Annotated in this window: 21 protein-coding genes and 1 pseudogene; 8 read left to right on the plus strand and 14 right to left on the minus strand. The window is 63.2% G+C overall.

All coding sequences use genetic code 11. The features are described 5' to 3' along the window. The first annotated feature begins 106 nt into the window (after nt 1-106). Both ATY75_RS29965 and ATY75_RS29970 read left to right on the plus strand, forming a co-directional pair. Nucleotides 107-730, plus strand: a complete 624-nt coding sequence (locus ATY75_RS29965) for a TetR/AcrR family transcriptional regulator (RefSeq protein WP_088940261.1) — start codon at nt 107-109, stop codon at nt 728-730. A gap of 72 nt (nt 731-802) precedes the next feature. After that, nucleotides 803-991 (plus strand): hypothetical protein, encoded by a 189-nt coding sequence (locus ATY75_RS29970; RefSeq protein ID WP_064843367.1) that lies wholly within the window; start codon nt 803-805, stop codon nt 989-991. A gap of 74 nt (nt 992-1,065) precedes the next feature. Here the strand turns inward: ATY75_RS29970 and ATY75_RS29975 are convergent, their stop codons facing one another. Next, nucleotides 1,066-1,503 (minus strand): DUF1810 domain-containing protein, encoded by a 438-nt coding sequence (locus tag ATY75_RS29975; protein ID WP_088940262.1) that lies wholly within the window; start codon nt 1,501-1,503, stop codon nt 1,066-1,068. 83 nt (nt 1,504-1,586) lie between these two features. Continuing rightward, the gene (locus ATY75_RS29980) at nt 1,587-1,865 is read right to left on the minus strand and encodes a hypothetical protein (RefSeq protein WP_190241458.1); all 279 of its coding nucleotides are present in this window, start codon (nt 1,863-1,865) and stop codon (nt 1,587-1,589) included. Nucleotides 1,866-2,137: 272 nt separating this feature from the next. On the opposite strand from ATY75_RS29980, the gene ATY75_RS29985 reads away from it, so the two are divergent. Both ATY75_RS29985 and ATY75_RS29990 read left to right on the plus strand, forming a co-directional pair. Then, a complete protein-coding gene (locus tag ATY75_RS29985) occupies nt 2,138-3,508 on the plus strand; it encodes an amidase (protein ID WP_088940264.1) in 1,371 nt (456 codons plus the stop codon). A gap of 65 nt (nt 3,509-3,573) precedes the next feature. After that, the gene (locus ATY75_RS29990; RefSeq protein ID WP_088940265.1) at nt 3,574-4,434 is read left to right on the plus strand and encodes a TIM barrel protein; all 861 of its coding nucleotides are present in this window, start codon (nt 3,574-3,576) and stop codon (nt 4,432-4,434) included. Between the two features lie 19 nt (nt 4,435-4,453). Here ATY75_RS29990 and betC read toward each other — a convergent pair whose 3' ends face one another. Continuing rightward, nucleotides 4,454-5,968 (minus strand): choline-sulfatase, encoded by a 1,515-nt coding sequence (betC, locus tag ATY75_RS29995; RefSeq protein WP_088940266.1) that lies wholly within the window; start codon nt 5,966-5,968, stop codon nt 4,454-4,456. Between the two features lie 93 nt (nt 5,969-6,061). Here betC and ATY75_RS30000 point away from each other — a divergent pair, with 93 nt between their 5' ends. The 3 genes from ATY75_RS30000 to ATY75_RS30010 all read left to right on the plus strand — a co-directional run bounded on the left by ATY75_RS30000 (nt 6,062) and on the right by ATY75_RS30010 (nt 8,089). Beyond that, a complete protein-coding gene (locus ATY75_RS30000; RefSeq protein ID WP_088940267.1) occupies nt 6,062-6,967 on the plus strand; it encodes a LysR family transcriptional regulator in 906 nt (301 codons plus the stop codon). Between the two features lie 90 nt (nt 6,968-7,057). After that, a complete protein-coding gene (locus ATY75_RS30005) occupies nt 7,058-7,258 on the plus strand; it encodes a hypothetical protein (protein WP_088940268.1) in 201 nt (66 codons plus the stop codon). A 36-nt stretch (nt 7,259-7,294) separates the two neighbouring features. After that, nucleotides 7,295-8,089 (plus strand): aldolase/citrate lyase family protein, encoded by a 795-nt coding sequence (locus tag ATY75_RS30010; protein ID WP_088940269.1) that lies wholly within the window; start codon nt 7,295-7,297, stop codon nt 8,087-8,089. A gap of 35 nt (nt 8,090-8,124) precedes the next feature. Here ATY75_RS30010 and ATY75_RS30015 read toward each other — a convergent pair whose 3' ends face one another. Next, nucleotides 8,125-8,805, minus strand: coding sequence for a hypothetical protein (locus tag ATY75_RS30015; RefSeq protein ID WP_088940270.1), 681 nt, complete (start codon nt 8,803-8,805; stop codon nt 8,125-8,127). 239 nt (nt 8,806-9,044) lie between these two features. Here ATY75_RS30015 and ATY75_RS30020 point away from each other — a divergent pair. After that, a pseudogene (locus ATY75_RS30020) lies at nt 9,045-9,481 on the plus strand (VOC family protein). Nucleotides 9,482-9,487: 6 nt separating this feature from the next. Here ATY75_RS30020 and ATY75_RS30025 read toward each other — a convergent pair. The 10 genes from ATY75_RS30025 to thiM all read right to left on the minus strand — a co-directional run bounded on the left by ATY75_RS30025 (nt 9,488) and on the right by thiM (nt 18,793). Beyond that, the gene (locus ATY75_RS30025) at nt 9,488-10,387 is read right to left on the minus strand and encodes an ATP-binding cassette domain-containing protein (RefSeq protein WP_088940271.1); all 900 of its coding nucleotides are present in this window, start codon (nt 10,385-10,387) and stop codon (nt 9,488-9,490) included. Beyond that, a complete protein-coding gene (locus ATY75_RS30030) occupies nt 10,384-11,187 on the minus strand; it encodes an ABC transporter ATP-binding protein (RefSeq protein ID WP_088940272.1) in 804 nt (267 codons plus the stop codon). Before ATY75_RS30030 ends, ATY75_RS30025 begins: the two co-directional genes overlap by 4 nt. Beyond that, nucleotides 11,184-12,062: an ABC transporter permease gene (locus tag ATY75_RS30035; RefSeq protein ID WP_064808616.1), complete on the minus strand. Its 879-nt coding sequence runs from the start codon at nt 12,060-12,062 to the stop codon at nt 11,184-11,186. The genes ATY75_RS30030 and ATY75_RS30035 overlap by 4 nt, the downstream gene beginning before the upstream one ends. A gap of 1 nt (nt 12,063) precedes the next feature. Beyond that, entirely contained in the window at nt 12,064-13,041 is a 978-nt protein-coding gene (locus ATY75_RS30040; RefSeq protein ID WP_088940273.1) for an ABC transporter permease, read from the minus strand. A gap of 56 nt (nt 13,042-13,097) precedes the next feature. After that, complete coding sequence (locus ATY75_RS30045) at nt 13,098-14,744, minus strand: ABC transporter substrate-binding protein (protein ID WP_088940274.1); 1,647 nt, start codon at nt 14,742-14,744, stop codon at nt 13,098-13,100. A 43-nt stretch (nt 14,745-14,787) separates the two neighbouring features. After that, a complete protein-coding gene (locus ATY75_RS30050) occupies nt 14,788-15,810 on the minus strand; it encodes a glycoside hydrolase family 3 N-terminal domain-containing protein (RefSeq protein WP_088940275.1) in 1,023 nt (340 codons plus the stop codon). Between the two features lie 24 nt (nt 15,811-15,834). Further along, a complete protein-coding gene (locus ATY75_RS30055; RefSeq protein ID WP_088940276.1) occupies nt 15,835-16,314 on the minus strand; it encodes a GNAT family N-acetyltransferase in 480 nt (159 codons plus the stop codon). Nucleotides 16,315-16,527: 213 nt separating this feature from the next. Next, a complete protein-coding gene (gene thiD / locus ATY75_RS30060; RefSeq protein WP_088940277.1) occupies nt 16,528-17,361 on the minus strand; it encodes a bifunctional hydroxymethylpyrimidine kinase/phosphomethylpyrimidine kinase in 834 nt (277 codons plus the stop codon). Then, nucleotides 17,358-17,993 carry a thiamine phosphate synthase gene (thiE, locus tag ATY75_RS30065; RefSeq protein ID WP_088940278.1) on the minus strand — a complete coding sequence of 212 codons (636 nt, stop codon included), beginning with the start codon at nt 17,991-17,993 and terminating at the stop codon, nt 17,358-17,360. The genes thiD and thiE overlap by 4 nt, the downstream gene beginning before the upstream one ends. Further along, a complete protein-coding gene (gene thiM / locus ATY75_RS30070) occupies nt 17,990-18,793 on the minus strand; it encodes a hydroxyethylthiazole kinase (RefSeq protein WP_088940279.1) in 804 nt (267 codons plus the stop codon). The genes thiE and thiM overlap by 4 nt, the downstream gene beginning before the upstream one ends. Between the last annotated feature and the right edge of the window lie 30 nt (nt 18,794-18,823).

The following is an 18,823-nucleotide window of genomic DNA, read 5'->3' on the forward strand; positions in this document are numbered from 1 at the left end:
GGTCGCCCGTGTTCCACTTTGCGCTGCCGTGTTCTCGACATTGACTTTCGCGTTCCGTGGTGTTACCGGTAAGTAACAATACATTTGTTACCGATCGGTCACATTGATGTCAAGGACTACGTCCGCAAAAAAATCCGAAACTTCGAGTGAAATCTCCGCAGCTGTTTCAGAGGATCGAATCCCGCCGCGGGAACGTATCGTCTCCACAGCATCGGAGCTTTTCCGCGAGCGCGGCATCCGCGGCATCGGCGTCGATGCCATCGCTGATGCGGCTCTGACCAACAAGATGACGCTCTATCGGCATTTCGGCTCGAAGGACGAACTCGTCTGCGAAACGCTGCGCCGCGCCTCCGAAAAGGCGGGCGCCATCTGGCGCGATCTGGAGATAGCCTATCCCGGCAATCCGCGCGCACAGCTTTACGCCTGGGTGGAAATGCGGGCGCAATGTCTGAACGGCGAGCCCGCCGGCTGCGATCTCGCCAATGCCGCCATCGAGCTGAAGGGCGAGGGCCATCCCGCCCATGAAATGATCGAGCGCCACAAGGCCGAACAGCGTGATCGCCTGGCTGCGCTCTGTTCGGCGGCCGATGCCCGCGAGCCGGACCTTCTTGCCGATACGTTGACGCTGCTGCTCGAGGGGGCGCGCGTCAGCCGCCAGGCCATGGGCGCTGCCAGCTGCTGCGGTCATTTCGCCAAGGCCTGCAACGCGGCGATCGCTTCGTTCGCCTGACTCGGTTCTTTTGGGAACCTTACCGCTTCCATGCCGTTTTTCCATCACCGGAGGACAACTGGAGACCGGGCGATGAACTACATCTATCTCAAACGCCTATATGCCAAGCGCGCCGAGCTTGAAGCCAAGCTGGAGCTTCACGATGCGCGCTATTGTTTCGGCGAGGAAGAGGTCGATGACGGCACCGACAGTGATCTGCGTCAGCGGCTGAGCGAAATTTCCGACGAAATCGACGCATTGGAGAGCAGGCCCGGCCGCTGAGCGCGCGGCTTTAATATGTTGTTTTTAGACATGTTTTTGTCCGGGCGCCCTGCACACTCCCGGGCGGGCATACCCTAATCCCCTGCGCTGAGGATCTCCATCGTTCGCTCGTCGAATTTCCCCTGATAGAAATGCTCGATCACCCGGTGGAAGGGCGAGCCGTGATCGCTGATCGCGGCAAACAGCGTCATCGACGAGCGCAGTTTCAGGTCATCGGGCGAGCCCAGGATTGCATACGCGGATCGCTCCTTGACCGATAATATCGCCTCGATGCAACGCAACAGCCGGCTTGAGAGAATGGGATCGGCGAGATAGGCGGCGGCTTCCTCGGCCGAACGGATCGCATATTTTTCCGCCATCGGCGAGGTGCCGAGACCTGATATCTGCGGGAAGATGAACCACATCCAGTGGGAGGTCTTGCGCCCGGCTTTCAGTTCCGAAAGCGCCTTTTCGTAGACGCCGTTCTGGGCGTCGACGAAGCGGTCGAGATTGTAATCGATATCACCGGCCATGGTCCGTCCCTTTCCTGCATGATGCAGCCTGGGCCGATCCCCATGCCCGGCAAGCTAGCTTGCCTCGGGCGAGCCGCACGCTCTCAGCACACCCTTTCGGCATAGGGGCTGCTGTCACGGCAATGGCCGTAAGGCTGATGGTGCGGCGCGCTGTCGCCGGCGGGGGCGGCAATGGCCGATGTCGTCACCGGGTCCGTTTCATTGGAAGAATATGCGGCGAAAGCGACAAAGCTCAAGAGAGCCAGCGCCGCGACCACGACAATGCGCTCGAAGCCCGAAAGTTTCTGGGCGCTGACATGTTCCACATAGTCGCGTTCGCCCAGTCCGGCGGTTTCGTCCTCTTTCACATGAAGGGTCACCATATCCTGGCGCCGGGTCAAAGTTTCACAATCTGTCATCTAAATTACTCCTGCAACACATGCGGCGCCGGCCTCTCAAGAATAAACTCTCAACCCTCATGGCGGACCGACTCCCGCATGCGTGCAGCATGTGTGTCTTTAATCGCGGCAATTGAAGGGGCGATCTGCAAACGCAGTGTTCAAAAAATCGTCCCAATGAATGCAAAATATCGTGATGCTCTGGCTCGCCGGAATGATCCGAGGTAGTCCAGAGGATCATCTTTCTGGATCGTCTCATGAGCAAATCCTTCGGCGCGATGTCGGTCGCCCAGCTTTCCGTCCTCATTCAAGGTGGCGCGGCCGATCCGGTCGACGTGGCCGAGGTGGTCTTCGGAACCATCGCTGATTATGCCGACAAGGCGGTCTTCACCACGCTTACGGAACGCCGCGCGATAGAGGAGGCGCGCGCCTCCTCGAAGCGTTTGCGCGAAGGCCGATCGCTCGGATTGCTGGACGGCATTCCGATCGCCTGGAAGGATCTTTTCGATATCGAAGGCCTGGCGACGACGGCGGGTTCCGTCGTGCTTGCCACCGATGCGCCGGCCAGGCGCGATGCGGCCGTCGTCGGCCTCCTCCGGCAGGCGGGCATGGTCGCTATCGGCCGCACCAATATGAGCGAATTCGCCTTTTCCGGCCTCGGCATCAATCCGCATTACGGCACGCCGGTCAATCCGCGCAGCACGGATCTGCCGCGCATTCCCGGCGGTTCGTCCTCCGGCGCCGGTGTCGTCGTCGCCGCCGGCCTAGTGCCGGTCGCCATGGGCACGGATACCGGCGGCTCGGTGCGCATTCCCGCCGCCTTCAACGGCATTGTCGGCTACAAGGCGACCCGTGGCCGTCATGCGATGGAGGGCGTCTATCCGCTGGCCAAGAGCCTGGATTCGCTGGGGCCGCTCTGCCGCAGCGTCAGGGATGCGGTGTGGATCGATGCGGCGATGCGCGGCCGCACGGCGCCTGATGTCGTCGAGCGTCCGCTGCAGGGGCTGGAATTGCTCGTGCCTGACAACATCGTCTTCGACGGAGCCGAGCCTGACGTGATCGCTGCGTTCGAGGCCGCTTTGGAACGTCTTCAAAGGGCCGGCGCCCATGTTGCCCGTACGGTCATTCCCGCCTTCGACGAGATTTTCGATCTGATGACGAGATATGGCCCGCTGGTCACCGCGGAAGCTTTCGCATTGCATCAGGAACGGCTCTCGGGACCGGATGCGGACAGGATGGACCACCGCGTCGTCATGCGCACCCGCTTGGGAAGCAAGACGAGCCTGGCCGATTACCTGGCGATCCTTGCGGCGCGCGGCCGCCTGATCGCCGATGTCGAGCGCCTTGCCGGCGACCGGCTCATCGCTTTTCCGACGGTCGCCCATGTCGCTCCGCCGATCGGACCGCTGGAACAGGATGACGAACTGTTCTTCGCGACAAACAACAAGACGCTGCGCAACACCGCGCTCGGCAATTTCCTCGACTGGTGCGGCGTCTCCATCCCCTGCGGCACGGGTGCTTCAGGCATGCCGGTCGGTCTGCTGCTTTCGGCCACCGCCCGTCGCGACGTAGCGCTGCTCGGGGTCGCACTCGCTGCCGAGCCGGTCGTTCGTGGCGATTTCGCCTGATTGGCAATTGAACCGCCGGGTTTTTATTGCGATTGATGGCAGGAGGAAATCCTGGAGGAAAGCACGTGCAGATCTTGCAAAACGGACGCTTCGCGGTTTCGACATGGTCGCTGCATCGGCTGCTCGGCGCCGTTTATGCCTATAGCCCCGATCCTGATAAAAGTGCTGCGCCCAGGGAACCCTATGGCCCCGGGGCCGCGGCACTGATCGACATGCCGGCGGCGCTGGCGGCGCGCGGCGTCAACCGGCTGGAGATCTGTTCCTTTCATCTGCCGAGCCTCGATGCCAGTTATATAAGCGAATTGCGTGATGCGATGAGAGCATCGAATGTGCTGTTCCAGACGCTGCTGGTCGAGGACGGCGATCCGAGCCACGGCGAGACTGGAGAACGCGATGTCAGATGGATGGCGCCGTGGATCGATATCGCCGCTTCCCTTGGGGCGCAGAGGATGCGCGTCATCGCCGGCAAGCAGAAGCCGGTCGAGGAAAACCTGAGCCGTGCTGCCCGTCATCTGAACTGGCTGGCTGAAAAGGCCGAAGGCAGCGGCGTGCGCGTCGTCGTCGAGAACTGGTTCGACCTGCTGCCGTCGCCTCTGGAGATGAACTGGCTGCTGGATCGGCTGGACGGCAAGGTCGGCCTCAACGGCGACCTCGGCAATTGGGCGGCACCCGCAAAATATGAAGGTCTGGCCGACATCATGCGCCGGGCGGAAATCTGCCACGCCAAGGCCGATTACACCGTTGCCGGCCTCGATGCCGACGATTACCGCAAATGCCTGGAGATGTGCGAGCGGGCCGGTTACGCCGGCCCCTTCACACTGATTTACGACTCGCCCTTTTTCCCCGACGAATGGGACGGCATCCTGCTGCAAAAGGCCTTCATCGAGGATTTCCTGCGCGAAGCGCCGGCGCGCAGGACGGGTTAAATCCCGAATAACTTTACGCTCATTCCTCGCGCGGAAATCTCTGGCTTTCCTCCAGCACGTTGAGGTCCATGTGGTTGCGCATATAGCGCTCCGAGGCCTTCTGCAGCGGCTGATAATCCCAGGGATAATAAGCGCCGTTGCGCAGGGCCGCATAGACCACCCAGCGGCGCGCCTGGCTTTCGCGCACGGCGGCGTCGAAATCGGCAAGGTTCCAGCGCCGGCCGGCCTGAGCGGCAAGTCTCGCCAGGGCGTCGGCATACGCCGGATTTCCTGCCAGATTGTCGAGTTCCTGCGGGTCGGTTTCGAGATCGAACAGCATCGGCGGGTCCTTCTCGCAGAGCGAAAGCTTGTAGCGCCCATCCCTGAGGCAGACGAGCGGCGCTTCGGAGCCTTCCGCGGCATATTCCATCGGCACGGGACCGCGGCTGCCGACACCTTCGGCAAGCGCTGAAAGATCTTCGCCCTCGGTCCATGGTTTCAACGCGGTGATGTCGATCCCGGCAAGAGCCGCCAGCGTCGGCGTGACGTCGAGTGTGGAGACAGGCTGATCGATGCGTCCCGGCTTCCAGCTGGGGGCCGCGATCATCAGCGGAACACGCGCCGACCCTTCGAAGAAGTTCATCTTGAACCAGAGGCCGCGGTCGCCGAGCATGTCGCCATGATCGGAAACGAACAGGACGATCGTGTTGTCGGCCATGCGGGTCCGCTCCAGCACGCCGAGAATCTCTCCGATCTTATCGTCGACATAGGAGATATTGGCGAAGTAGCCCCGCCTTGCCCGCCGGATTTCCTCCGGGCTGATGGCGAAAGCATTATGGTCGCAGGCTTTCATCAGCCGCTGCGAATGCGGATCCTGCCGCTCGAAGGCGATCGGCGCCACCGCCGGGTCGAGCGCCGGGCAATCCTCATAGAGGTCCCAGAATTTGCGGCGCGCGACATAGGGATCGTGCGGATGGGTGAAGCTGACGGTCAGGCACCAGGGGCGCCCGTCCTGGCCGCGCGACAGATCGAACAGCTTGCGGCTGGCGTGGTAGGCGACCTCGTCGTCATATTCCATCTGATTGGTGATCTCGGCGACGCCGGCGCCGGTGACCGAACCGAGATTGTGATACCACCAGTCGATGCGCTCGCCGGGTTTGGTATAATCGGGCGTCCAGCCGAAATCGGCGGGGTAAATATCCGTCGTCAGCCGTTCTTCAAAGCCGTGAAGCTGGTCGGGGCCGACGAAATGCATCTTGCCGGACAGCGCCGTCTGATATCCGGCGGCGCGCAGATGATGCGCATAGGTCGGAATGTCGGAGGCAAATTCAGCGGCATTGTCGTAGACGCGCGTCCGGCTCGGCAATTGTCCGGACATGAAGGAGGCCCGCGCCGGCGCGCAGAGCGGGCTTGCCGTATAGGTGTTGGCGAAGCGCACGGAACGCTCCGCCAATGATTTCAGATGCGGCGCGTGAAGGAAATCGGCAGGCCCGTCGGGAAAGAGGGTCCCGTTCAACTGATCGACCATCAGGATGAGAATATTCGGGCGGGCCATGTCGTTCCTCTAGCTATTTGAAGATTTTATTGAAGCGGCTATTGTCGCGCCTGTAAAGCTGGCTTTTTTCGATAGTTCATCAAAGGAATTTTTATGCCAGACCACCCGCCGGAGCTTGGCTGGATGCGCATCTTCGTCGAGGTCGCCAGACTCGGAAGCTTTTCGTCGGCAGCAGCGCTGCTCGGGCTTACCCAGCCGGCCGTCAGCTATCAGATCCGCCGGCTGGAGGAGCAGTTCGGCGTCAGCCTGCTGCGCCGCCAGTATCGCGGCGTGACGCTGACTGCGCAAGGTGAGCGGCTTCTGGAGGTCGCCGCCAAAGCCGTCTCCGACATCGATGCGCTCGCCCGCAGTTTCCGTGCCGAAGGCCAAAGACCGGTCGTTCGGCTTAGGACCGACTATGCCTTTTCATCGCTCTGGCTGATCCCGCGCATGGACGGCTTTCGTCTTCTGCACCCGGAAACGGACATCCAGATCGTCGCGACGCAGCGATTTTCAGCCGGCTTTCGCGACGAGGCGGATGTCGCGGTCGTTTTCGGCACGCGGGCGGAATTCGGCGCCATCGGCACGCTTCTGCTGCCGGAAAAGGTCATGCCGGTCTGCACACAGGGATTTCTCGACCGCCACGGCCCGTTCGACGATCCGGGGCAGCTTGCCAGGGCGGTCCTGATCCATCTCGACACGCCGATGCCATCGCCCTGGTTCGACTGGCGCAGCTATTTCTCTGAATTCTCCGTCCTGCGTGACATCAATGCCGGCCGCGGCGATATCAGCTTCAATACATACTCGCTGGTTATTCAGGCGGCGCTGAGCGGGCAGGGCGTGGCGATCGGCTGGATGGGGCTCGTCGATACGCTGCTCTCCGCGGGCATGTTGGTCGAAGCCGGCCCGCCGCTTAACGCATCTGACCGCGGTTACTGGCTGGTGCCACCGCGATCTGCAGGCGCTCGCAGCGAAAGCCTCGTTGCCTGGCTGGTGGGCGATGTCGGAGAGAGCGGCTAGCGGCGGATTATTTCTCCGCAGCAGAAGCCTTGTCATCGGCGACGCCGCCCGACATTGTGGGATCGAATCCATAGCGAAAGTGGCGTACGCATGCGAACGATCGGATATATCATCGGACTGCTTATGATCCTTCTCGGGCTGATCTGGATCGGGCAGGGAAGCGGCTATTTTCCCTATCCGGCCTCCAGCTTCATGATCGCGCAAACGATCTGGATCCTGTGGGGCGCTCTTCTGGCCGCGGCCGGCATTGCCGTCATGATCATCGTCTCACGACTGCGCCGGAGAGTGTGAGCCGCCGCTGGGCGCTGACGAATTGAGGAGAACGGCATGGGTGCAGCTGACATCGACGGCTTTGCGGACCGGATCAGGGGCAGCCGGGGTGGGATGATCTCCGCCTGGGTCGGCATTCCCGATGCCATGCTCGTCAACCACCTGGCGCAGGAGGCCTTCGATGCCGTCGTGCTGGATATGCAGCACGGCATGTGGGACATGCCGTCGGCGGCCAACGCCGTCGCGCAGGTTCGCCTTGCCGGCAAGCCGGCCCTGGCGCGTATCCCGGTCGGCGATTTCGCCTCCGCCTCGCGTCTGCTCGATGCCGGCGCTTCCGGCATCATCGCGCCGATGATCAATTCGGCCGACGATGCGAGAGCCCTGGTCCGGACGACGAAATATCCGCCCGTCGGCGAGCGCAGCTGGGGGCCGTCATTGGCGCTGAACCATACCGGCCTGTCGGCCGACGATTATTTGAAGAATGCCAATGCGCTCACCGTCGCCATCGCCATGATCGAGACCCGTGTCGCGCTGGACGCGATCGACGGCATTCTCGGCGTGAGCGGCATCGACGGCATTTTCATCGGCCCTTCCGACCTTTCGATCGCGCTGTCGAACGGCGATCAGGTGGCGCCGAACGCTGCCGAAATCGACAGTGCCATGCAGCACGCCGTCGCCCGCTGCCGCGCCCACGGCAAGTTCGCTTGCGCTTTCGCCGCTGATGGCGAGCGTGCCGGCGAACTCCTGAAATTCGGCTTCGACCTGGTCATCGCCGGCGCCGAGACCATGCAACTGCGGGCCGGCGCCCGCCGCGCCATCAACGCCGCCCGCAGGATTGCGTCGCCTAGCTGACCCAGGCGATCACCTCATTCGTTGAGGAGCTTTGGTCAGCGGGTCGGCTTCACCGCCAGCCAGATGACGTGGCGGGCGCCGCCGCGTTTGCCGTTGGCGCGGGTGTTGACGGCATCGACGGAAAAGCCGCTGTCCCTGAGGCGGCGGGTGAAATCGGAGTCGGGACCGGACGACCAGACGGCGAGCACGCCGCCGGGGCGAAGCGCGTCGCGGGCGGCGCGCAGGCCGGCGAAATCATAGAGCCGGTCGTTGGATTTGCGGGTCAGTCCGTCCGGGCCATTGTCGACGTCGAGCAGGATCGCGTCATAAGCGCCCTTGCCGGCGCGGATCGCCTCGCCGACATCTCCCTGATGGATGGCGACGCGCGGATCGTGGAGACAGCCCTTGAAGACTTCAGCCATCTGTCCGCGCGCCCAGGCGACGACGGCAGGCACCAGTTCGGCGACGGTGACGCCGGCATCTTCGGGAAGGATGGCGAGAGCGGCGCGCAGGGTAAAGCCCATGCCGAGCCCGCCGATCAGCACCTTCGGTTTCGGATGCGTCTTGATCCGCTCCCAGGAGAGTGTCGCCAGCGCCTCTTCCGAACCGCTGAGGCGGCTGTTCATCAGCTCGTTGGCGCCGAGCATGATCGAGAACTCGCTGCCGCGCTGCTTCAGCCTGAGTTCGCCGCCTTCGCCGGGAATGGTCGCGCAATCGAGCTGGATCCAGGGCAGCATGACGGTTTCGCCTCACGTGAAAGAACCGTCCCCTAGCATAGGGCGATGAGCGGGGCCAGTGAGCAGGCGGAGACCGTTTGAAAACGAGCGGTGGTTTGAGGCCGTCCATGCTTCAAGCTTCTGATGCGAACAGCAGCGAATTTAGGCTGGAGGTTGTCGGTGTTGGGGCACCTCAAGCGTCCTTTGTCAGACGAGGCGCCACCTCGTAGATTGCAACGACACTTTTGGAGATTGGAAACATGGCGCTCAAGCGGATGGACAATGTCGGAATCGTCGTCGAAGATCTCACCGCGGCGATTGATTTCTTTGGCGAACTCGGCCTCGCGCTCGAAGGACGGGCCATGGTCGAAGGAGAATGGGCGGGACGGATCACGGGGCTGGGCGATCAGCGTGTCGAGATTGCCATGATGCGCACCCCTGATGGCCACAGCCGGCTCGAACTCTCCCGCTTCCTCATGCCTGATGTCGTCGCAGATCACCGCAACGCCCCGGTCAACGCGCTCGGCTATCTCCGCGTCATGTTCACCGTTGATGACATCGACGAGACGCTTGAAAGGCTCCGCGGGCGCGGGGCCCAGCTCGTTGGCGACGTCGTCCAGTATGGAGACACATATCGGCTCGCTACATAAGAGGGCCCGAAGGACTTCTCCTCGGACTCGCCCAGGAACTCAGCTGAAGCGCCTCAGATCCTCCGCGTGAAATGACCCGGTTCCACTTCGACGATGTCATCCTGGGCCGCGGCCGAACGGCGGCGGATGTCTTCCACCTCGTCGGGCCTCAGCCGCGCCTTCGGATCCTCGAAGCGGACGTCGGGATCGGGAACGGCCGAGAGCAGCAGCCTGGTATAGGGATGCAGCGGATTGTCGATCACCCTTGCGGTGCTGCCCCATTCGACGATCTGGCCGGCATACATCACGGCGATGTCCTCGGCGACATAACGGGCGGTGGCAATGTCATGGGTGATATAGAGCAGGCCGAGATTCATCTCTCGCTTCATCTCGTTCAGCAGGTTGAGCACGCCGAGGCGGACCGAAACGTCGAGCATCGAGGTCGGTTCGTCCGCCACGATCACCTCCGGCCTGACGGCAAGCGCACGGGCGATGTTGACGCGCTGGCGCTGGCCGCCCGAGAGCTCATGCGGATATTTCGGCGCGACGAGATCGGGATCGAGCCTGACGCGCTGCAGCAGTTCGCCGATGGTGACGTCGATCTCGGTTCCCTTGATGTCGGGGCGATGCAGCTTCAGCGGCCGGCGGAGGTGGTGCGCGATGGTATGGGCGGGGTTCAGCGAGGCGAAAGGATCCTGGAAGATCATCTGCACCGAGCGGCGGTAGCGGCCGATCTCGGCGGAATTCGCCGTCTCGACCGGCCGGCCTTTGTACAGAATGCGGCCTGATGTCGGCAGATATTCGCGCATCGCCATGCGGGCGCAGGTGGTCTTGCCGCTGCCGGATTCGCCGACGAGCGCCAGCGCTCGGCCCGCGCGCAGCGAAAAGGAGATCGAGCGGGCGGCATGAACGGCGGAGGCGCCATGACCGAAGGTCTTCGTCACCGTGTCGAGTGCGAGAATGGCATCAGTCACAACAGCACGCCTCCATGCAGTGAAGGGAAGGAGGCCCATAGCTTCTTCGTGTAATCGTGCTCAGGCGTCCGATAGATCGCTTCGGCGGTGTTTTGCTCCACCAGCCTGCCGGACAGCATGATGCCGATACGGTCGCAGAACTGCACCATCAGGCCGAGATCATGGGTGATGAACAGCACGGAAAAGCCGAAGCGGCGGCGCAAGTCGTTGATGCGCTGCAGGATTTCGCGCTGGACGACGACATCGAGCGCCGTCGTCGGCTCGTCCATGATGACGAGTTTCGGGTCGAGCGCCATGCAGATGGCGATGACGATGCGCTGGCGCATGCCGCCGGAAAACTGATGCGGATAGTCGCGCATGCGATCTGGCGCGATGTCGACGAGCGTCAGCATCTCGGCGGTGCGCTCGCGGGCTTGCGCACGGCTCATGCCCCTATGGGTGCGCAATACGTCGTAAAACTGCGCCTCGATACGCAGCACCGGGTTCAGAGAATTCATGGCGCTCTGGAAGACCATGGCGACCTCGCGCCAGCGGAAGGCGGCAAGCGCCTGCCGGTCGAGGCCGAGCACGTCGCGGCCGTCGAGGAGGATGCGGCTTTCCTTGCGGATCAGCGCCGGCGGCCTGTGCAGGCGGCTGATGGCGAAGGCGATGGTGCTCTTGCCGCAGCCGGATTCGCCGGCAAGGCCGAAGACCTCGCCGGGCGCGACATCGAAGCTGACGTCGTCGACGGCGCGGAAATCCTTCTCTTCGCCGATGTAATCGATGGTGAGGTTCCTCACCGACAGTAGCGGCTGGGTCACAGGCGGCCCTCCCCGGAACGGACGAGCAGCGACCAGCGCTTCAGATGATTGCCGGTGCGCAGCCGCGGATTGGCGATCTCGTCGACGGCGAAATTCAGCAGCGACATGCCGATGCCGAGGAAGGCGAGCGCGAAGCAGGGGGTGAGGATATCCCACCAGGCGCCGACCGAGAGGGCCGAGGCCTTCTGCGCGTTGTAGAGCATGGTGCCCCAGGAGATCGCGCGGGGATCGCCGAGGCCGAGAAATTCCAGTGTCGCTTCGGTGATGATTGCGAAGATGACGCTGCCGATGAAATTGATGCCGACGATGGAGATCACGTTGGGGAAGATCTCGAATGTCATGATGCGCCATTGCGGCTCGCCCATCATCTCGGCCGATTTGACGAAATCCTTGTGCTTGACGGAAAGCGTCTCGGCGCGGGTGACCCGGGCGCCCCAGGCCCAGGAGGTGGCGCCGAGGATCAGCGCGATGACAAGCGGGCTTGCCTGGCCGATGAAGGCGGCGAGCACCAGCAGCAGCGGCAGATTGGGAACGACCAGCACCATGTTGGTGAAGAAGCTGATGATCTCGTCGGTCTTGCCGCCGCGATAGCCGGCGATGATGCCGAGCGCGGTGCCCGCGAGCGTGATCAGCAGGCCGGCGCCGAAACCGACGGCAAGCGAGGTGCGGGCGCCGTAGATCAGCCGGGCGAAGACGTCCTGGCCGATGCGGGTGGTGCCGAGAATATGGTCGAGCGACGGCGGCTGATGCGGCCGCCCGGTGCGGGCGGCGGGGTCGTACTGCGTCAGCAGCGGCGCTGCGACCGCGACAATGACGATGAAGGCGATGATGGCGAGGCCGGTGAGCGCCTTGCGGTTTCGCAGCAGGCTCTTCATCTCATGCTCCCTTCAGCCTGGGATCAAGCAAGACATAACTGACGTCGACGATGAAATTGGCGATCAGCATGGTGGCGGTCATGATGAGCAACTGGCCCTGGATGACGGGATAATCGCGGGCGAGGATCGCCTGGTAGAGAATATTGCCGAGGCCCGGATAGTTATAGACGACCTCGGTCACCAGCGAGCCGCCGAGAATGGTGCCGATGGCGATGGCAAGGCTGGAAACGGTCGGCAGCAGGGCGTTGCGCGCCGCGTACCAGAGCATCACATGCCGATCCGACAGGCCCTTGGCGCGGGCCATGACAATATAGTCCTCGCCGAGCAGGTTGATCATGTTGTTGCGCATGGTGACGGTGAAGCCGCCGATCAGCACGGTGCAGAGCGTCACCATCGGCAGGATACCGTGATAGGCGACGCTGCCGATATATTGCAGGCTGAAGGCCGGATCGAGCGAGGGATCGGCGGCATAACCGTTCGGAAACCAGCCGAGTGTGAAGCCGAAGAAGAAGAGCACGATCAACGAGGTGACGACCGCCGGGACCGAGGTGGCGAAGATCGCGCCAACGGAAACGATAACGTCGAACCTGCTGCCGCGGCGCCAGGCGGCGAGGATGCCGAGGAAGGTGCCGAGCGCGAAGCTGACGATCGTCGCCGTTCCCATCAGCGCGACGGTCCAGACGAGGGCATGGCCGAGCACCGAGGTGACCGGCAGCGGGAAATATTTGATCGAGCGGCCGAGATCGCCGGTGAAAATGCTGCCGAGATAGGTGAGATATTGCTGCCAGAGCGGCCCATCGACGAAGCCGAAGGTGAGCTTCAGCGCCTGCAGGCTCTCCGGCGGCAATTCGGTGCCGGCACTTGAGAACATGATTTGCACGGGATCGCCCGGCATCAGGCGCGGCAGGAAGAAATTGATCGTCGCTGCCGCGATGAAAGCTGCCATGTAGAAGACGAGGCGGCGAAGCAGGAAAGCCATGGGAACTCCGTCGTGACGGAAGCGGCGTTTTGCACCGCTCCCGAGGACTATGATGCTTACTTGACGGGTTCGAGAGCCAAGAGGTTCAGCAGGCGTGCCGGGTTGGTGCGCGAGATCGACGGATTGACGAAGGGATTTTCCCTGGTCGACCATCCGGTGAAGCGCTTGGTGTTGTACTGATACCAGTTCGGATTGTTGAACACCGGAATGACGGGCATGTTCTCGGCGACGATACGCTGCGCCTTGTTCATCGCGTCCTTCTGCTTGGCAAGGTCTGCGGTCTGGGTGAACTCGGCGACGAGCTTCTCGACATCCGGATTGAACCAGCGCTGCGCGGTGAAGCGGGTCTTGCCCTTGTCCGAAGCGCTGAAAGCGCGCTTGTAGGGATAGTAGGGCGAGGCCGAGGCCGGCAGGCTGTTGATCGCCGCATCGAAGCTGCCGTTGATCAGGTTGCCGGTCCAGACCGCTTCTTCAGGCGTTTCGATCTTGGCGTCGATGCCGACCGCCTGCATGCCTTCGACGGCGATGTTGACGGTGTCGATCCAGTCTGTCCAGGAATTCGGGACGATGATCGAGAAGGCGATCTTGCTGCCGTCGGGATTGTCGCGGAAGCCGTCGCCGTCCTTGTCCTTGTAGCCGGCCTCGTCGAGCAGGGCCTTGGCGGCGTCGGCGTCATAGGTCGCGAATTTGCCGAAGTCGGCCTTGACCGACGGGTCCGCCCAGCTCTTGTAAAGCTCGCCCATCAGGCCTGGATCTTCGTTCAGCGTCGGATAGCCATAGCCGGCGACGTCGATCATCGTCTTGCGGTCGAGCGCCATCGAAACGGCGCGGCGGAATTTCACGTCGTTGAAGGCCTTCTTGTTGTTTTCGTTCGCGGTTTCGAGGTTGAATAGGAAGGCGACCATGCTGCTCGGCGAATACCAGTAGTGGAAATGCGCCGGGTCCTTCGAGACATAGACATTGTCGATATCGGGAATGAAGGAGACGCCCCAGTCGAGCGTGCCGTCGGCCGTTGCCGTCAGCATCTGGTTGTTGTCGGCAAGCTGCGGGAAGCGCATGCAATCGACCTTCAGATGCGCGTTGTCCCAATAGTTCGGGTTGCGGCACTGATCATAGGTCTGGCCGGTGAAACGGGGAACCTCGGTCAGCGGGCCGCTGCCGACCGGGTTCTCGTTGGCGAAGGTGACCGGGTCGGCGACATCCTTCCAGACATGTTCGGGAACGATCGGCAGCTGCGAGATCTGCTCGGCGGCGAGCGAGCTCGGATTGGCGAGCGTGAAGCGCACGGTCTGGACATCGACGGCTTTGACATCGGTGACGAAGCTCCAGATGCTGACGAAATCGAGCGCCGGGAACTTCTTCAGGTAATCATAGGTGAATTTGACGTCGGCTGCGGTCAGCGGCTTACCATCAGACCATTTCAGATCGGGGCGCAGCTTGAAATCGATGCTCGTCAGGTCGTCGGAAAGCTTGAAGCTTTCGGCCAGACGGTAGACCGGTTTGTTGCTGTCGAAGCGGTTGAAAATAACCAGCGGCTCATAGATGAAATCGAGCGTCGACTGGCGCGCCGAGGTCTGGTTGAACGGGTTGAAGTTGCGCACCCAGGTCGTCGCCGGTTCGATATTAGCGGTCAGGACCGTCTGCGCCATGGCCGCGCCCGAAAGCAGCGTCAGCGCGGCGGCGGCAAGAAGATATTTTTTCATGTTTATTCCCCTTTTTTCTATGCGGTGAAAGATGGCGCGCCGGTCAGGAGACCGAGGCGCTGGCAAACATGTCTTCGACTTGGCGGTGGGCGGCGCGGACGTCGATCTTGAGATTGCCGAGGCGAGCCTGGCCGGCGGCGATGCGCTTCAGCGCGGCGTCCGTAAGTGGCCGGGCGGCCCTGGCGGCGGCTTCGCTTTCCCTGATGTCGCCATGGCTGTGGAGCGCGATGTCGAAGCCGGCGTCGAGCACCTGTTCGACGCGCTCCGGCAGGGTGCCGGAAAGCGACTGCATGAAGATGCAGTCGGAGATCAGCACGCCCTCATAGCCGAGATCGTTGCGGATCACGTCGTGCATGACCGGCGAGACGGAGGCGGGCAACTCCTTGTCGTAGGCCGAATAGACGACATGGGCGACCATCGCCCAGGGCGTATCCTTCAGCGCGACGAAGGGCTTGAAATCGGTGGCGGCGAGCGTCTCGCGGCTGGCATCGACGACGGGACGTTCCTTGTGGGAGTCGAGCGTCGCGCGGCCATGGCCGGGAATATGCTTCATCACGGGCATGTTGCCGGTCTCGAGCAGGCCGTCGATCACCTCGCGGCCGAGGGCGGCGATGACATCGGGATCGGGGCCGAAAGAGCGGGCGCCGATGACCGCGCTCGTCGTCTCGAAGACGAGGTCGAGAACGGGCGAGCAGCCGCTGGAAAGGCCGAGTTCCGTCATCATCGCGCCCATGGCCTGGGAGGAAAGGCGCAGTGCTTTTTTGCCGAGCTCGAAATCACGCCGCGCCAGTTCGGCAAACTGCCCGAAGCTGCGGAAGAGCGGCCAGGGGCCGGCATCGAGATGCTGGACGCGCCCGCCCTCCTGGTCGGTGAAGACGGGGGCATCGTCGCGGCCGACGGCATCGCGAAAGCGCTCGATCAGCCGTTTTACCTGCTCCGGCTCGCGCTGATTGCGCCGGCCGACGAAGAGGCCGAGCGGATTGGTCTCGCGAAACAGCGCGAATTCATCATCCGAAAGAACCGGATTGGGAAGGCCGACAAACAGGGCGAGCGGGGTCGAGGACAATTCTATAACTCCGGTATCAGATGGTTATTTCGGCATGCTTCTCAGCATGCCTTCATAAATGCCCTTGTCGGGGGCCGGGATGGTGATGGCGCCTGCGGTGCTGGCGTAAAAATCGACAGGGCCGGCATCGCCGATGAAGGCATAGGCATGCCCAAGCGTCTTCATGGTCTGAAGGCAGGCGGAAAACAGCGCGAGCCCGATACCCTTGCCGCGGGCTTCAGGATCGACTCCGGTCGGGCCGAAGAAGCCGCGCGCCGTCGTGTCGTAGCAGGCAAAGCCGAGCAGCTCACGGCCTTCGATGGCGATCAGGCAGGCGACGGGCTGGCGGGAGAAGGCGACCGAGACCTCGCTTGCCCAGTTCTCGCTGAAGTTTTCGCGAACCCAGTTGACGACGATATGCAATTCCGGGGGAAGGGCCGGGCGGATGGAGACGCCGACATGATCGGCTTTCCGTTCCAGGTCGGAGAGCTTTGTCGAGTATAGACTCACAAGCAGGTCTGGCACCCGTCTCTCCTCCTTGTATTCTTTTATTAAAGAATATATCCCCTTTTAATGACATAGATTTGGCTATCTGATTGAGCTTGTCAACAGAGTTTTTCAAATGGCGCGAGGCTGCTCGTCGTGATGCCCCGCTCGAAACCAAGCCGGCTGCTGAACGCAAAAACGGCCCGGGGAGCCCGAGCCGTTTTGATGGAATGGGTGCGTCGATGTGGGCGCCTATCGGTCCACGCGCCAAAGCGCATGAAAATGCTGCACCGGCCCGTGGCCGGAGCCGACGGTAAGGCTGCCGGCGGCCGCGACCGCGCCGGCGAGGTAATCCTTGGCGATGGCGACAGCCTCTTCAGCCGAAGCGCCCTTGGCAAGCTCGGCCGCCAGCGCGCTCGACAGCGTGCAGCCGGTGCCGTGGGTGTTCTTGGTCGGCACCCGCTGGGCTTCGAACCAGTGCAGCCCGTCGGCGGCGGCCAGCACGTCGGGGCTGTCGTCGCTGTCGAGATGGCCGCCTTTGACCAGCACGGCGGCCGGGCCGAGCGCGCGCAGCTGTTCGGCCTGCGCCGCCATTTCCGCCCGGTTCGTCGCCACCGGCTGATGCAGCAGGGCGGCGGCCTCCGGCAGGTTCGGGGTCAGCAGCGTCGCCAGCGGCAGCAGGCGGCGGCTGAGCACATCGACGGCTTCGGGTGCCAGCAGCGCGGCACCGCCCTTGGCGATCATCACGGGGTCGATGACGATGGGGATGCCGCGGCGGTCGGCCGGTGCTGCGGCCAGAGCTGCGTCGAGGGCTGTGGCGACGGCCTCGGCGATGCCGGCATTGGCGATCATGCCGATCTTGACCGCATCGACGCGCACATCGGCAAAGACGGCCTTGATTTGATCGGCGACGAAGGGGGGCGGCACCAGATGCACGCCGGTGACCCCTTGGGTGTTTTGCGCTGTCAGCGCGGTCAGCACCGCCATGCCGTAGACGTCGCGGGCGGAGAAGGCCTTGAGGTCGGCCTGAATGCCGGCGCCACCCGAGGGATCCGAGCCGGCGATGGAGAGGACGTTGCGGATCATGCGCGGGCCTTTCGAATTTCTGCGGCGATGCGGCGTGTGGCGGCTTCCGGATCCGGCGCGCCGCAAATGGCGGAGACGACGGCAAGCCCGCTTGCGCCTGCGGCAAAGACTTCGGCCACATGGTCCGCCTTGAGCCCGCCGATGGCAACCGAGGGCACCGGCGAGGCCTTCACCAAGTTGGCAAGACCGTCAAAACCGATCGGCTGCTTGTGGTCGGCCTTGGTCGGCGTCGCAAACACCGGCCCGACGCCGGTATAATCGACGAGATCGGGATCGACGGCAGCAGCAAGCGCCGCGGTTTCGACCGACAGGCCGAGGATCATGTCGGGGCCGATCATCGCCCGCGCTCTCACCGCATCCATGTCCTCCTGGCCGATATGCAACCCATCGGCGCCGATGGCGATCGCCGCCTCGACATCGTCGTTGACGACGAGGCGGGCGCCGGTGCCATCAAGCGCCTGTTTCAAGGCGCGTCCGGTCTCGACCATCCCGGCCGTGCCGGCATGTTTGTCGCGCAACTGCACCATCGTCGCGCCGCCGGCAACGGCAAGGCGCGCGGTCTCGACCATGCCGATCCCGGCGCAGAGATCGGGGTCGAGGACGAGATAAAGCGAGAGGTCGAAAGTCTTCATGCCGCCGATATCCTTGCCCTGGCATCGAGCGTTTCGCCGTCGACCGCGTTCAGCGCGTCGAGGAAGCGCCAGGCGAAGGAGCCGGGACCGGCTGCGCCGAGGGCGGCATCCTCGCCGGCGATGGCGAAGGTTGCAAGGGCGGCGACCGTCGCGCCGAAGATATCCTCGGGCACGGAGGCGGCAAAGGCGCCGACGAGGCAGGTCAGCGAGCAGCCGAGCGCCGTGACCTGCGGCATTAAGGCCGATCCGCCTGTTATACGCACCGCCCGCTCGCCGTCGGTGACGAAATCGACCGCGCCGGTGACGGCGACAACCGCCTGCTGGCGCTCGGCCAGCCATCGCGCCGACCCTTCGGCCTGCTCGACCGGATCGCGGCTGTCGACACCTTGGCCGCGGCTCTCGCCGCCGGCGAGCGCGATGATCTCGGAGGCGTTGCCGCGGATGATCGTGGGCTTCAGCGCCAGCAGACCGGCAACCGCATTGCGGCGGAAAGCCGTGGCATAATGGGCGACCGGATCGAGTACCCAGGGCTTGCCGGCCGAGTTCGCCGCCTTCGCCGCCGCCTGCATGCCGTCGATCCATTGCGTCGACAGCGTGCCGATATTGACGGTCAGCGCACTCGCGATGCCGGCGAATTCGCCGGCTTCTTCAGCAGCATGGACCATGGCCGGCGAGGCGCCCGCGGCCAAGAGTACATTGGCGGCGACATTCATGGCGACATAGTTGGTGATGCACTGAACGAGCGGCGGCTTCTCGCGCATCGCCGTCAGCATGGCTCCTGGTGTGGTCCTGGTCTGCATGTTGCCCCTTTCAGGCGGGGGCGGGCACGG

Source organism: Rhizobium sp. N122 (genome assembly GCF_002211295.1).
In the GTDB taxonomy this organism is placed as follows: Bacteria; Pseudomonadota; Alphaproteobacteria; order Rhizobiales; family Rhizobiaceae; genus Rhizobium.